The sequence below is a fragment of the Aquabacterium sp. genome (assembly GCF_036279655.1).
Taxonomy (GTDB): domain Bacteria; phylum Pseudomonadota; class Gammaproteobacteria; order Burkholderiales; family Burkholderiaceae_C; genus Aquabacterium.
Genome location: NZ_DASUIT010000154.1, coordinates 15,867 through 28,944, shown reverse-complemented (window position 1 = coordinate 28,944; position 13,078 = coordinate 15,867). Strand labels below are relative to the sequence as shown.

At 65.8% G+C, this 13,078-nt stretch carries 11 protein-coding genes; 5 read left to right on the top strand and 6 right to left on the bottom strand.

Annotation, left to right across the window (positions count from 1 at the left end; genetic code table 11):
• Nucleotides 1–12 precede the first annotated feature (12 nt).
• Nucleotides 13–3,489, bottom strand: a complete 3,477-nt coding sequence (gene mfd / locus VFW84_RS16430; protein ID WP_329681546.1) for a transcription-repair coupling factor — start codon at nucleotides 3,487–3,489, stop codon at nucleotides 13–15.
• 228 nt (nucleotides 3,490–3,717) lie between these two features.
• On the opposite strand from mfd, the gene ispD reads away from it, so the two are divergent.
• A complete protein-coding gene (gene ispD / locus VFW84_RS16425) occupies nucleotides 3,718–4,479 on the top strand; it encodes a 2-C-methyl-D-erythritol 4-phosphate cytidylyltransferase (RefSeq protein WP_329681545.1) in 762 nt (253 codons plus the stop codon).
• Here the strand turns inward: ispD and VFW84_RS16420 are convergent.
• Together VFW84_RS16420 and VFW84_RS16415 are read right to left on the bottom strand one after the other, a co-directional pair.
• Nucleotides 4,415–5,146: a zeta toxin family protein gene (locus VFW84_RS16420; RefSeq protein ID WP_329681544.1), complete on the bottom strand. Its 732-nt coding sequence runs from the start codon at nucleotides 5,144–5,146 to the stop codon at nucleotides 4,415–4,417. The two genes, ispD and VFW84_RS16420, sit on opposite strands and share 65 nt — an antisense overlap.
• A 103-nt stretch (nucleotides 5,147–5,249) precedes the next feature.
• Nucleotides 5,250–5,603 (bottom strand): type II toxin-antitoxin system Phd/YefM family antitoxin, encoded by a 354-nt coding sequence (locus tag VFW84_RS16415; RefSeq protein ID WP_329681543.1) that lies wholly within the window; start codon nucleotides 5,601–5,603, stop codon nucleotides 5,250–5,252.
• Between the two features lie 117 nt (nucleotides 5,604–5,720).
• Here VFW84_RS16415 and VFW84_RS16410 point away from each other — a divergent pair, with 117 nt between their 5' ends.
• Nucleotides 5,721–6,647 carry a methylated-DNA--[protein]-cysteine S-methyltransferase gene (locus VFW84_RS16410; RefSeq protein ID WP_329681542.1) on the top strand — a complete coding sequence of 309 codons (927 nt, stop codon included), beginning with the start codon at nucleotides 5,721–5,723 and terminating at the stop codon, nucleotides 6,645–6,647.
• Here the strand turns inward: VFW84_RS16410 and VFW84_RS16405 are convergent.
• Entirely contained in the window at nucleotides 6,613–7,815 is a 1,203-nt protein-coding gene (locus tag VFW84_RS16405) for an ammonium transporter (protein WP_329681541.1), read from the bottom strand. The genes VFW84_RS16410 and VFW84_RS16405 overlap by 35 nt on opposite strands.
• Nucleotides 7,816–8,127: 312 nt before the next feature.
• On the opposite strand from VFW84_RS16405, the gene VFW84_RS16400 reads away from it, so the two are divergent.
• Entirely contained in the window at nucleotides 8,128–9,492 is a 1,365-nt protein-coding gene (locus VFW84_RS16400) for a hypothetical protein (RefSeq protein ID WP_329681540.1), read from the top strand.
• Between the two features lie 38 nt (nucleotides 9,493–9,530).
• Complete coding sequence (gene ispF, locus VFW84_RS16395; protein ID WP_329681548.1) at nucleotides 9,531–10,019, top strand: 2-C-methyl-D-erythritol 2,4-cyclodiphosphate synthase; 489 nt, start codon at nucleotides 9,531–9,533, stop codon at nucleotides 10,017–10,019.
• A 25-nt stretch (nucleotides 10,020–10,044) separates the two neighbouring features.
• On the opposite strand, the gene VFW84_RS16390 is transcribed toward ispF, so the two are convergent.
• Entirely contained in the window at nucleotides 10,045–11,373 is a 1,329-nt protein-coding gene (locus VFW84_RS16390; protein ID WP_329681539.1) for a sensor histidine kinase, read from the bottom strand.
• A 41-nt stretch (nucleotides 11,374–11,414) separates the two neighbouring features.
• Nucleotides 11,415–12,152: a two-component system response regulator OmpR gene (gene ompR, locus VFW84_RS16385; protein ID WP_329681538.1), complete on the bottom strand. Its 738-nt coding sequence runs from the start codon at nucleotides 12,150–12,152 to the stop codon at nucleotides 11,415–11,417.
• A 172-nt stretch (nucleotides 12,153–12,324) separates the two neighbouring features.
• Between ompR and VFW84_RS16380 the strand changes: the two genes are divergently transcribed.
• A complete protein-coding gene (locus VFW84_RS16380; protein WP_329681537.1) occupies nucleotides 12,325–13,077 on the top strand; it encodes an SIMPL domain-containing protein in 753 nt (250 codons plus the stop codon).
• Nucleotide 13,078: the final 1 nt, after the last annotated feature.

Here is a 13,078-nt window from a genome sequence, read left to right as displayed (position 1 = left end):
ATGGAGAAAAGTTCATGATGAAATGGGCTGCCCTAATGCCCTGAGCAGATCCCGCACGTATTGCGCCCGGTCCTTGGGATCTGTCAGAGCTTTTTCGACTCTGAGTTTGTCGTTGCCCGCCAGCTTGATGTGCTTGTTCTTTTGCACCAGCTCGATGATGCGCATCGGCTCGACGGGGGGATTGGGTCGGAAGGTGATGTTGATGATGCCGGGGGCGGCGTCGATCTTGATCACCCCATAAGGTTTGGATTGCACACGCAGCTTGTGCGTGTCGAACAGGGCCTGAGCCTGCGGAGGCAACTTGCCGAAGCGGTCCACGATCTCTTCGAGCATGGTCTCGATCTTGTCGAGTGAGTCGGCCGTGGCCAGGCGCTTGTACAGGCTCAGACGCACGTGCACGTCGCCGCAGTAGGCGTCGGGCAGCAAAGCGGGGGCGTGCAGGTTGACGTCGGTGTTGCTGCCAAACAGGCCCAGGGGCGAGAGCAGGTCCGGCTCCTTGCCGGCCTTGAGCGAGCGCACGGCCTCGCCCAGCATCTCGTTGTAGAGCTGGAAGCCCACTTCCATCATGTTGCCGCTCTGGTTGTCGCCCAGTACCTCGCCGGCGCCACGGATCTCCAGATCGTGCATGGCCAGGTAAAAGCCTGAGCCCAGCTCTTCCATGCTCTGGATGGCGTCCAGGCGCTGGGCCGCCTGCTTGGTCAGGCCTTCGACATCGGGCACCAGCAGGTAGGCATAGGCCTGGTGGTGCGAGCGGCCCACACGGCCACGCAACTGGTGCAACTGCGCCAGGCCGAACTTGTCGGCGCGCGCCATGATGATGGTGTTGGCCGAGGGCACGTCGATGCCGGTCTCGATGATGGTCGAGCACAGCAGCACGTTGTGGCGCTGGGCCACGAAGTCGCGCATCACGCGCTCGAGCTCGCGCTCGGGCATCTGGCCGTGGGCGATGCCGATGCGGGCCTCGGGCACCAGCTCGGCCAGCTTGTCGCGCCGGTTCTCGATGGTCTCGACCTCGTTGTGCAGGAAGTAGACCTGGCCGCCGCGCTTGAGCTCGCGCAAGATGGCCTCGCGGATCACGTTGGAGCCCTCGGTGCGCACAAAGGTCTTGATGGCCAGGCGGCGCTGCGGAGCGGTGGCGATCACACTCAGATCACGCAGGCCTTCCATGGCCATGCCCAGGGTGCGGGGGATGGGGGTGGCCGTCAGGGTGAGCACGTCGATGTCGGCGCGCATGGCCTTGATGGCCTCCTTGTGGCGCACGCCAAAGCGGTGTTCTTCATCGATGATCAAGAGGCCCAGGCGCTTGAACTTGACGCTGTCGCTCAGCAGCTTGTGGGTGCCGATGACGATGTCGATGGTGCCGTCTTCCAGGCCCTGCATGGCGGCCTTGATTTCCTTGGGCGAGCGAAAGCGCGACATCTCTGCCACCTTCACGGGCCACTGCGCGAAGCGGTCGGCGATGTTCTGGTAGTGCTGCTCGGCCAGCAGCGTGGTGGGCGCCAGCAGCACGACCTGCTTGCCACCGGTCACCGCCACGAAGGCGGCACGCAGTGCGACCTCGGTCTTGCCGAAACCCACATCGCCGCAGACCAGGCGGTCCATGGGGCGCGGGCTGATCATGTCCTGGATCACGGCATGGATGGCGGCGCGCTGGTCGGCGGTTTCCTCGAAACCGAAGCTGGCGGCAAAGGCCTCGTAATCTTGCGCGCTGAAGCGGAAGGCAAAGCCCTCGCGTGCGGCTCGGCGGGCGTACAGATTGAGCAGCTCGGCCGCTGTGTCGCGCACCTGCTCGGCGGCCTTGCGCTTGGCCTTGTCCCACTGCGGCGAGCCCAGCTTGTGCAGCGGGGCTTCCTCGGCGCTGACGCCGGTGTAGCGGCTGATCAGGTGCAACTGCGATACCGGCACATACAGCAAGGCCTTGTCGGCGTACTCCAGGTGCAGGAACTCGGAGGGCCCCTCGCCCAGGTCCAGATTGACCAGGCCCGGGTAGCGGCCGATGCCGTGGTTGCTGTGCACGACCGGGTCGCCCACGTTCAGCTCGGAGAGGTCCTTGATGAGCGAGTCGACATCGGTGGTCTGGTCGGCCTTGCGGCGACGGCGCGTGGCGGGCGTGGCGTCGAACAGTTCGGTCTCGGTGACGAACTGCAGGCTGCGCGCGGGGTGGGCCGCATCGTGCCAGATGAAGCCCCCGGCCAGCGGGGCCGCTGTGATGGCATGGCGGTGATCGCAGACCACGAAGGACGACAGCGTGTCCACGCTGGGCAGATCGATGCGGTGGTCGCGCAGCAGCTCCATCAGGCTCTCGCGGCGGCCGGCACTTTCTGCCACCACCAGCACGCGGCCGGTGGTCTGGGCGATGTGCTGCTCGAGCTTGCGCAGCGGATCCTGCCCGCCGCGCTCGACGCTCAGGCTGGGCAGAGGGCGGGCCCAGTCCACCGGCTCATGGCCGCGCACCGCCAGTTGGGCGTGCCCATTGGCCAGGGTGAAGAAGTCTTCGGGCTTGAGGTAGATGTCCTCTGGCGGCAGCAGGGGGCGCTCGGGATCATGCTGCAGGAAGCGATGACGCTCGCGCGTGTCCACCCAGAAGCGGCGCAGGGCCTCGTCGATGTCGCCATGCAGCACCACCGTGGCCTGCTCTCCCAGGTGGGCAAACAGGGTCGAGGTGTCGTCGAAGAACAGGGGCAGGTAGTACTCGATGCCTGCCGTGGCCACGCCGTTGCCGATGTCCTTGTAGATGCGCGAGCGGGTGGGGTCCCCTTCGATGCGTTCGCGCCAGCGCTTGCGGAAAGCGCTGCGGGCATCCTCATCCATGGGGAACTCGCGGCCCGGCAGCAGACGCACCTCGGGCACGGGGTAGAGGCTGCGCTGGCTGTCAGGGTCGAAGGTGCGGATGGAGTCGACTTCGTCACCGAACAGATCGACCCGGTAGGGCACGGGCGAGCCCATGGGGAAGAGGTCGATCAGACCGCCGCGCACGGCGTATTCGCCCGGCGAGACCACCTGGCTGACGTGGGTGTAGCCCGCCAGCGTGAGCTGCGACTTGAGCGCCGCCTCGTTGAGCTTTTGCTTTTGTTTGAAGTGAAAGGTGTAGGCCGCCAGGAAGGACGGCGGCGACAGGCGTGTGAGTGCGGTGGTGGCGGGCAGCAACACGACATCGACACCGGTCTCGGCGCCCACGCCCTGCTGCATGCGCCACAGCGTGGCCAGGCGCTCGGAGATCAGGTCCTGGTGCGGCGAGAAAGTGTCGTAAGGCAGCGTCTCCCAGTCGGGGAAGATGGCGCAGCGCAGTCCGGGGGCAAAGAAGGCGATCTCGTCGAGCAGACGCTGGGCATCGGCGGGGTCGGCGGTGATGATGGCCGTGAGTTGGCCCAGGGCCTTGCGCGCTTGTGCGAACTGTCCCAGCAAGAGGGCATCGGCCGAGCCCGCGGGCCGGGGCACGGTAAAGCGTTTGCCTGGGGCGATCGAGGGCAGGGGCAGGGCAGGAAACATGGCGCGTAGAAATGACAAAGCGCCTGGGCACGAGCGTGGCCAGGCGTTGAAATGGGGTCAACGCAGCCATTGTAGAAGGCCGGTAATACCAGCGCAGGGCACTGCCATCTGCGCGTTTCGGATTGTAGGATGATCGCCCCTCGATCGTGTTGGATGGAGGCCTGATCCGGGCATGCATGTGAGGGGGTTTGGGGTGCGGTATCCCTCATCCCGGGGACAATGCGAGTCATGTCACTGACCTACGCATCTCACGATTTTCAGCCCCGCTGCTTCGCCCTGGTGCCCTGCGCGGGGGTTGGCGAGCGGGCCGGTGTGGGCGGCCCCAAGCAATACCATCCGGTGGCTGGCCGCGCCGTGGTGGCCCACACCCTGGCGGCCCTGGCGGCCGTGGCCCGCATCGAGGCCACGCTGGTGGTGCTCTCGCCCACGGATACACAGTTCGAACAATGGGTGCCCGGCTTCGAGGGGGCGCGTGGCTGGGTGGCGCGTGTCGGTGGCGCGAGCCGTGCCGAGAGCGTGGTCAATGGCCTGCAGGAGTTGCTGGCGCGTGGTGCCCAGCCGCATGACTGGGTGATGGTGCACGACGCCGCGCGTTGCCTGCTGCGGCCCCAGTGGGTGGACCGCCTGATCGACGTTTGCGAGGACGACGAGGTCGGTGGTCTGCTGGCCTTGCCGGTGCCGGATACCTTGAAAGCCGCATGCGTGGGCACTCAGGGCGAGGCCCGCGTGGATGCCACGGTGGACCGTGCCGCCAAATGGGCGGCGCAGACCCCGCAAATGTTCCGTCTGGGCTTGCTGCGTCCGGCCTTGATGGCCGCGCTGGCCGACCCGGATCAGGCCGCCCTGATCACCGATGAGGCCAGTGCCATTGAGGCCCTGGGGCATCAGCCCCGGCTGGTGCCGGGCGACTTCGAGAACTTCAAGCTCACGTGGCCGGGCGATTTCGCTTTGGCCGAGCGCCTGATGTCGACGATCGCCCAGGTCCCTTGACGGCGGGTGCCTTGAGGGCCGCCATCACCACGGGCTTGGCCCATTCGGGGGTGCGGGCCAGGTCGGCAGGATCTTGCGGGTGTCGCACCTGAGCGGTGCCACCCGGCTCACGTTGCCAGTGCAGCAGCAACTGTGGCCGAGGGGCGAGGCCCTGGTGTGGGTCAGCCTCTGCCGTGTTGTCGTACACGCGCAGCTCGGTCAGGTGGGGCAGCAACTGGATCAATTGCAACCGGCTCTGATCGAAGCGACGACGGATGTCGACCTCGGGGATGTTGTGGCCCCCCTTGATCACGCGCGCCTTGACGCGAGCCAGATGGTGCTCGGGGCTGGCCAGCCCCACATACCAGATGCGCACCTCGAAGCCCCGCTGGGCGGCATCTTCCAGCAGCCTGGCAAAGCTGCGCCCGCCCAGGGTGGTCTCGAAGTTGTAGTCCAGGCGCTGGGCAATGGCGTGTTGCAGCAGGCGCTTGCCTTCATGCCAGGCGGCGCTGTTGGCCTGGGTGGCGCTCAAGTGGGGCTGTGCCTGGCGGATCGCGGCCGCAGCTTCATCCGGGTTGAAGTAATGCCCGCCCCGAGCGCGGATGGTGGCGCCGCCAATGCTGCTCTTGCCCGCGCCATTGGTGCCGGCCAGAACGAACAGGCGGGGAGTGTGGGCGATCGTGGCCACGGTCGTGTCTCTTCTGTTTTTTTAAGATGAACGGATGTCAGGCCACCTGTCGGGTGACGTGTCATCGGGGCTTGTTCAAGCCCGGGGTGTGATGGCTGGCGGGTCAGCGTCGGGCGGCAGCCACGGCAGCCACGGCCGCCAGGCCCAACTCGTCTGGCGAGGCATCGAAGGCGTCCAGCATGGCGTCGCGCGCAGCGGGGGCCTGCATGCGCTGCAAGAGCGCGTCGAACTCATGACTGAGGGTGTCCAGAGGTTGGGTCTGGGCATCCAGCAAGGCCTGATAGGCATCCAGGGACAGCACCACGGCGGTGGGGCGGTCGCGCTTGGTGATGGCGACCATGCCTTGACTGAAGGCCGTGTCGAGCACCCTGCCAAAACTGTTCTTGGCTTCGGTGGCTGAGAATTCAGCCACCGGCACTTCTTCGCCTCGGTGGTTGCGCAGGGTCAGAGCGGTCATGATGGGGTGTCCGTCGGCAGTGGTTGGGGCCATTTTAGCCATTTCGGCCAGAATGTCCAGTTCATGAGCGCAAGAATCGGGTGGCCACGTGGTGAAGGGCCCGCCATACTGCGCGCCATGAGTCATCTGATCACTGCAATCGCTGTGGGCGAGGGCCCCTCACAGGACCTGGAGGAGGCCGCTCGCCACTATGACACCGTGGCCCGCGCCATTGCCTATCTGCGCCAGCATGCCCGTGAGCAGCCTTCGCTGGAGCATCTGGCGGCGGAGGTGGGTTTGAGCCCCCACCACCTGCAGCGGGTGTTCACGCGTTGGGCGGGCGTGTCGCCCAAGCGCTTTGTGCAGGTGCTGACCCGGGCGCACGCGCGCGAGGCCCTGAAGCAGTCCGCATCGGTGCTGGAGGCCGCCCTGGCCAGCGGCCTGTCGGGGCCGGGGCGTCTGCATGACCTGATGGTGGTCTGCGAAGCCATGAGTCCGGGCGAGGTGCAGTCCGGCGGCCAGGGGGTGATGCTGCAGTGGGGCAGGGCACCCACGCCCTTCGGCATGGCGATGCTGGGATGGACGCCGCGTGGGCTGTGCCACCTGATGTTCTGCGATACATCTCCCGGGCAGGACCTGATGGCCTTGAGGGCCGAGTGGCCCGCCGCCGAACTGCAGGAGAACCCGGCGGGAGCGCTCGACTGGTCGCGGCGCATTTTCAGGGCGATGGCCGATGGTCTGGTGGGCACTGAGGGGCCCTTGCCTCTGCTGCTCAAAGGCAGCAATTTCCAGATCAAGGTCTGGGAGGCCTTGCTGCGGTCCCATCCAGGCCAGGTGCTCAGCTACGGTCAACTGGCGCGCCAACTGGACATGCCCGGTGCCGCGCGCGCGGTGGGATCGGCCGTGGCCGCCAACACCCTGGGCTGGCTGATTCCCTGCCACCGCGTCTTGCGCGAGGGCGGGGACTGGGGTCAGTACCGCTGGGGCACTGACCGCAAGGCCGCGGTGCTGGCCTGGGAGGCCTCGCTGCTTACCAGGAGACTTCCTGCTCCGGAGTGGCCTTGATACGGTGGATGGAGAGATCGGCACCGTCGAACTCTTCCTCTTGCGACAGGCGTATGCCGAGTGTCTTGTTGAGCAGGCCGTAGACCAGTACGCTGGTCAGCAGGGCAAAGCCCACGACAGCCAGGGTGCCCACGATCTGGGTGCTCAACTGCACGCCGCCCATGCCGCCGAGCATGGGTTGACCGAAGATGCCGGCGGCGATCCCGCCCCAGGCGCCGCACAGGCCGTGCAGGGGCCACACGCCCAGCACATCGTCGATCTTCCATTTGTTCTGCGTGAGCGTGAACATCCACACGAAGATGGCGCCAGCGATTCCGCCCACCACCAGCGCCCCGGCGGGGTGCATGATGTCCGAGCCCGCACACACGGCCACCAGGCCGGCCAGCGGGCCGTTGTAGGCAAAGCCTGGGTCATTGCGCCCCATCAGCACGGCCACGAGGGTGCCGCCCACCAGTGCCATCAGCGAGTTGACAGCCACCAGGCCAGAGATTTTGTCGATGGTCTGCGCGCTCATGACATTGAAGCCGAACCAGCCCACCACGAGGATCCACGAGCCCAGGGCCAGAAAGGGGATGCTTGAGGGCGGGTGGGCCGACATGGCGCCGTCCTTGCGATAGCGGTTGCGGCGGGCGCCCAGGATCAGCACGGCGGGCAGGGCGATCCAGCCACCGAAGGCGTGCACGACCACCGAGCCGGCGAAGTCATGCAACTGCCCCCCGGTCAGGGATTGCAGGGCGTCTTCGAAGCCGAACTTGTTGGCCCACACGGCACCTTCGCACAGAGGGTAGGCCACCCCCACGATGATGGCCGTGGCCAGCAACTGGGGGCCGAACTTGGCACGCTCGGCGATGCCGCCGGAGATGATGGCGGGAATGGCTGCCGCAAAGGTCAGCAGGAAGAAGAACTTGACCAGTGCATAGCCGTTGTTCTGCACCAGCGTGCCGGCGCCCGACATGAAGTCCACGCCATAGGCGATCGTGTAGCCCACGAAGAAATACATCACCGTGGAAACGCAGAAATCCACCAGGATCTTGACCAGGGCGTTGACCTGATTCTTGCCTCGGACGGTGCCGAGTTCCAGGAAAGCGAAGCCCGCGTGCATCGCCAGCACCATCATGGCGCCCAGAAGGATGAAGAGCGCGTCCGCGCTTTGTTTGAGTTGTTCCATGGTTCGTTGTTTGCGAAAAAGAGCAATGAATGGCACCGAGCTGGAGCGTTGCGCTGCACTTTGGGTGGTGGCGCACCAATGACGAGCAAGAGTTGTGCCTGATATTGGGGCGCTTTGTCGCCCCCGGGTGATGCGAGCGCGCTTATTTTTGGTGCGAAACCATCGTGCGCGCACCAGTTTGGTTCTTTGTGCCGGTGCGTCGACGTTGATGCGCATCAGTCTCTGGCAGCGCAGGGTGTCGTAGCGTGGTGGCCGGGGTTTCAGATGGCACACTCGGGGTTAAACGACATTTATTTTTGACAGGTAGTGAGCATGAGAGCTGATTCGGGTGCCGTGGCGGACGAAGGGGGGATGACCCTGCCGCTGAATTACTCCGAGCATGGGTACATCGCCCTGGACGGGCTCATCGGGGCCACGATGCAGCCCTACATGGTGCGCCTGAGTGAGCCTGTGGAACCCGACGCCATGCGTGCCGTGCTGCGCGAGCTGATCACCGCTTATCCACGTCTGCGGGGCGTGGCCGATCCCGGCTGGCACATGTACCGCTTGCGCATCCTGCCCGATGACACCATCACCGACCAGTTGTTCGAGGCGGCCTGGTGTGTCGATGCGCACCTGGATGCCGCCGACGGTGCCGCCATGGAGGCGTTGCAGACCCGGATGGTCAACGAGGTGGTGCCACTGGAGCGCGGCTTGTTGTGCCGCTTTCGTTATGTGCCCCACGCGCAAACGCCGGCACTGTTCCTGTCGGTCCACCATCTGCTGGCCGACGGTCGCACGATGATCCGGCTGCTGACGGAGGTGCTTCACCGGCTCAACGGTGGGCCCGCCATGACGGTGCAGTCCCTGGAGGCCCCGTCGATGCTGCATGCCGTTCGTCCGGCCCACTGGTGGCAATGGCCCCGGCAGATGTGGCGCTCACGTCAGCATGCCCGCGATCTGGCGGCTCAACTCAAGCCCCTGCATGTGCAGCGCAAGGCCTCGCCCTGGCGCACGCTGCCGACCTATCACCTGGTCAAGCACCACACCCTGCCCGTGTCGGCCAGCGCCTTGCGTGCCAAGGCCCGTGAACTGGGGGTGTCGCTCAATGGGTTCATCACCCTGTGCCTGATGGAAACCTATCTGGCCCAGGCGCCCGATGATCCTGCCGCGGCTGCCGTGATCCGCACCGCCATCGACCTGCGCCGCTTCTATCCCAAAGAGGTGGCGACCGGCCCCATGTGGGGCAACCATGTGGCCTCCTTCCTGATCATCGAATCCGGGCGCAAGACCTTGCAGGAGCGGGCCGCCTCGATCAAGGCGCAGGTGGACGAGGCCATGCGCCGCTTCGAGCAGCGCGAAGCCTTCTGGATGTATCTGTTCTACGAGATCACCCCCTGGCTGGGGCGCACGGCGGTCACACGCATCCTGCGCAATGTGCGCGCCAAGGGCTATGTGCCCCAGAGCTGTCATGCGACCAACATCGGCAACGCCGCCAGCATCATGCCCGCCGATGCCCGTGTGCGCCTGATCGAGTTCGTGCCTGCCGTTGCCACGCTGGACATGCTGCACGTGGTGGTGGAGCTCGATGACCGCATCACCATGCCCTTGATGTGGGAGCGTTGCGAGGCGTCGGTGGAAGAGATGGAGGAGTATCTCCAGCGCCTGAACGCCACCTTCCTGCGCCTGGCGAGTTGAGCGCTCCGCGCGGGAGCCGCATGCCACAATCGCGCTCCATGAACGGCATGCAATTGAGAATCGGCGAAGGCTGGGACACCCACGCCCTCGTCACGGGTCGCCCCCTGGTCCTCGGCGGGGTGACCATTCCCCATACCCATGGCCTGCAGGGGCACTCCGATGCCGATGCCTTGCTGCATGCCATCACGGACGCGATCCTCGGGGCGGCGGCCCTGGGCGACATCGGTCGCCATTTCCCGGACACCGATACAGCCTTCAAGGGCGCGGATTCCATCGTGTTGCTCAAGGAAGCCTGCGCACGCGTGCGCGCGGCCGGCTGGCAGGTGGTCAATGTGGATGCCACCATCGTGGCCCAGGCACCCAAGATGGCGCCTCACATCCCCGGCATGTGCGCGTGCATTGCGCAGGCGCTGGGTGTGGGGCTGCAGCAGGTCAACGTCAAGGCCAAGACGGCCGAGAAGATGGGGCCGGTGGGTGAAGGGCGCGCCATCGAGGCGCGCGCCGTCTGCCTGCTCATGGCCGTCTGAGTCGCTGGGGCAACACGCCCCGGTGTCAGGGCGCCCGTTTGAGGCGGATGTGGGCCACCAGCCCGCCGCCCGGTGCGTTGGCCAGCTCCAGGGCCCCGCCCATGCGCTGCAGGGCCTTGTCCACGATGGCCAGGCCCAGGCCGGCCCCCGAGGCCGCCGTGCGAGCCGCATCGCCCCGGAAGAAGGGCGTGGTCAGCTGCACCAGTTTTTCCACAGCCACACCGGGCCCGTGGTCGCGCACGCTCAGGATCACCCATGAGCCCGAGCGTGTGTAGCTCACATCCACATTGGTCACGCCGGTGTAGGTGTTGCGCCCGTAGCGGCGCGCGTTCTCGAACAGATTGGTCAGCACGCGTCCCAGTTCGGTCTCGTCGGCCATGACCTTGGTGTCGATGGGCAACTTGGCCGAGATGCGGATGCGTTTGGTGTCACGGAACTGGCTGATGGCTTTGTCCACCACGCTGGACACGTGCACCGGCACCAGTCGCACCTCGCCCGGCCGGGCGTAATCCATGAACTTGTCGATGATGGCGTCGAGCTGATCGATGTCGGCCGCGATGTTGCGGCGAGCTTCTTCGTCGGCCACGCTCATCTCGGCCTCCAGGCGCACGCGTGCCAGGGGGGTGCGCAGATCATGGGAGATGCCCGCCAGCATCACGGCGCGGTCCTCGTCGACCTTGGCCAGCTCGCGGGCCATGCGGTTGAAGCCCTGGTTGACCTCGCGGATTTCCCGCGTCAGCATGGACTCGTCCAGCACCGAATCGAATTCGCCCTCGCGGATGCGGCTGGCGGCAAACGACAGCTCCTTGAGCGGGCGGTTGATCAGGCTGGCGATCGCGGCCGAGCCCAGCAAGGTGGCAATGAAGGCGATGCCCACCCAGATGAACCAGGTGCGCCCCGTCATGGGCTCGACCCGGGTGGGGTCCGCCTGTAGCCAGTAGCGGTCCTGGTCGATGTTGAAGCCCACCCACAGCCCGGGTGTGCCATTGACCGTGCGGGCAACGATGGTCTCGGGCCCCAGGCGGCCGCGCAACTCGCTGGAGATGGCCTCGCTGAAGCGACCCACCTCGAAGGGTTCGAACTGATCCGAGGGCTCACGCGGCTTGAGCATGATCGACTCCTGATCAAAGATGGTCTTGATCAGGGTGACGCGGTTGATGCGGTCAGCGTACTGCAGTGCTGTGCGCGACAGGTTCACCAGCGAGGCGATCTGCTGGGCCGCCTGGATGGAGCGCGGCTCGAACTCCAGGGCCCGGAAGGTCTGCACCCAGGCCATGATGCCCGCGGTCAGCAACAGAGCCAGCAGGATGAAGGTGCGCCAGAAGAGGCTGAGGGCAAACCGGTTACGGGACATGTACAGCGATGAAAATGAGTGCGCGCACCATACCTCAGAGATCAGTTGCCACCATCAGGCACGAACACATAACCCACGCCCCACACCGTCTGGATGTAGCGCGGCTGGGCCGGATCGGGCTCGATCATCTTGCGCAGGCGCGAGATCTGCACGTCCAGGCTGCGGTCAAAGGGCTCGAATTCACGGCCACGGGCCAGTTGGGCCAGCTTGTCGCGCGACAGGGGCTGGCGCGGGTGACGCACCAGGGCCTTGAGCATCGAAAACTCGCCAGTGGTCAGGGCGATGGGCTCGCCTTCCTTGCTCAGGCGGCGCAGGGCCAGATCGAACTCGAAGGGGCCGAAGACCACGGTCTGGGCTTCCTTGGCAGGCGCGCCGGGGGCCTCGGGGGCCGGACGGCGACGCAGCACGGCGTGGATGCGGGCCAGCAACTCCCGCGGGTTGAAAGGCTTGGGCAGGTAGTCGTCTGCGCCGACTTCCAGGCCCACGATGCGGTCCACGTCCTCGACCTTGGCGGTCAGCATGATGATGGGCGTCACATCATTGGCCGCACGCAGACGGCGGCAGATGGACAGACCATCCTCGCCGGGCAGCATGAGGTCCAGCACGATCAGATCCACGGTTTCGCGGGTCAGCAGCCGGTTGAGGGCCTTGGCGTCTTCGGCCAGCAAAACCTCGAAACCTTCCTGGCTCAGATAGCGGCGCAGCAGATCGCGGATGCGGGCGTCGTCATCGACGACCAGGACGCGGTCCGGGCGCTGATTGCTGGCGGTGGTATTCATCTTGGGGCCTCAGCGAATTTGTAACAAGGCCGGATTGTGACCACTTTGCGGACAGCGAAACCGGCGTTCTGACCCCTTGTTACAAATCTTGCGTGGCTGCGCATGTTCTCTGGTGTCCCCTTGTGCACTCGTTCTCACGTTAAGGTGGAGTCCCCACTTCAGGAACACCGCCATGACCTTGTCGCCCCTTTCGATCCGCCCGATCCATCCGTTGTCGCGCCGTGCCACTCTGGCGCTGGCGGTGGCCGTGCTGGGTGCAGCCAGTCCGCTGGTGCAGGCCGATCAGGCGCCCGAGCGGCGCAATGTGGTCTCCTTCTCGACCTCGGCCACCCAGGAGATCACACAGGATCTGCTGGTGGTGACCCTGCAGGCGCAGCGCGACGGTTCTGTGGCCGCCGAGGTGCAGGCTGACCTCAAGAAACAGCTCGATGCCGCTTTGAGCGAGGCCCGCAAGGCCGCGCAGCCCGAGGGCATGGAAGTGCGCACGGGCGCTTTTTCCATCCAGCCGCGCTACAACAACCAAGGGCGGATCACGGGCTGGCAAGGGCGGGCCCAACTGGTGCTGCAGGGCACGGACATGAGTCGCATCGCCCAGACGGCGGGGCGCATCAATGAGCTCAACATCATCCAGGTGGGCTATGGCCTGTCGCGCAAGGTGCGCGAGCACAATGAAGCCGAGTTGACCGCGCAGGCCATTGCCTCCTTCCGCGGCAAGGCGCAGGACATGGCCAAGGCCTTCGGCTTCAACCATTACGCTCTGGGCGAGGTTGCCATCCAGTCGGGAGAGCCGGGTTTCGAGATGCGGCCGCAATTGGCCATGATGAAGTCCGCCATGGCCGATTCAGCCGCAGCCCCTTTGCCGGTCGAACCCGGCAAGGGTGTGGTCACGGTGACGGTGTCGGGCCATGTGATCCTGACGCCGTGAT

Excerpts from the sequence above, each read along its gene's own strand:
- ispD (WP_329681545.1), top strand. The coding sequence starts at position 3,718 with ATGTCACTGACCTACGCATCTCACGATTTTCAGCCCCGCTGCTTCGCC.
- VFW84_RS16410 (WP_329681542.1), top strand. The coding sequence starts at position 5,721 with ATGAGTCATCTGATCACTGCAATCGCTGTGGGCGAGGGCCCCTCACAG.
- VFW84_RS16415 (WP_329681543.1), bottom strand. The coding sequence starts at position 5,603 with ATGACCGCTCTGACCCTGCGCAACCACCGAGGCGAAGAAGTGCCGGTG.
- ispF (WP_329681548.1), top strand. The coding sequence starts at position 9,531 with ATGAACGGCATGCAATTGAGAATCGGCGAAGGCTGGGACACCCACGCC.
- VFW84_RS16400 (WP_329681540.1), top strand. The coding sequence starts at position 8,128 with ATGAGAGCTGATTCGGGTGCCGTGGCGGACGAAGGGGGGATGACCCTG.
- VFW84_RS16380 (WP_329681537.1), top strand. The coding sequence starts at position 12,325 with ATGACCTTGTCGCCCCTTTCGATCCGCCCGATCCATCCGTTGTCGCGC.
- VFW84_RS16405 (WP_329681541.1), bottom strand. The coding sequence starts at position 7,815 with ATGGAACAACTCAAACAAAGCGCGGACGCGCTCTTCATCCTTCTGGGC.
- ompR (WP_329681538.1), bottom strand. The coding sequence starts at position 12,152 with ATGAATACCACCGCCAGCAATCAGCGCCCGGACCGCGTCCTGGTCGTC.
- mfd (WP_329681546.1), bottom strand. The coding sequence starts at position 3,489 with ATGTTTCCTGCCCTGCCCCTGCCCTCGATCGCCCCAGGCAAACGCTTT.
- VFW84_RS16390 (WP_329681539.1), bottom strand. The coding sequence starts at position 11,373 with ATGTCCCGTAACCGGTTTGCCCTCAGCCTCTTCTGGCGCACCTTCATC.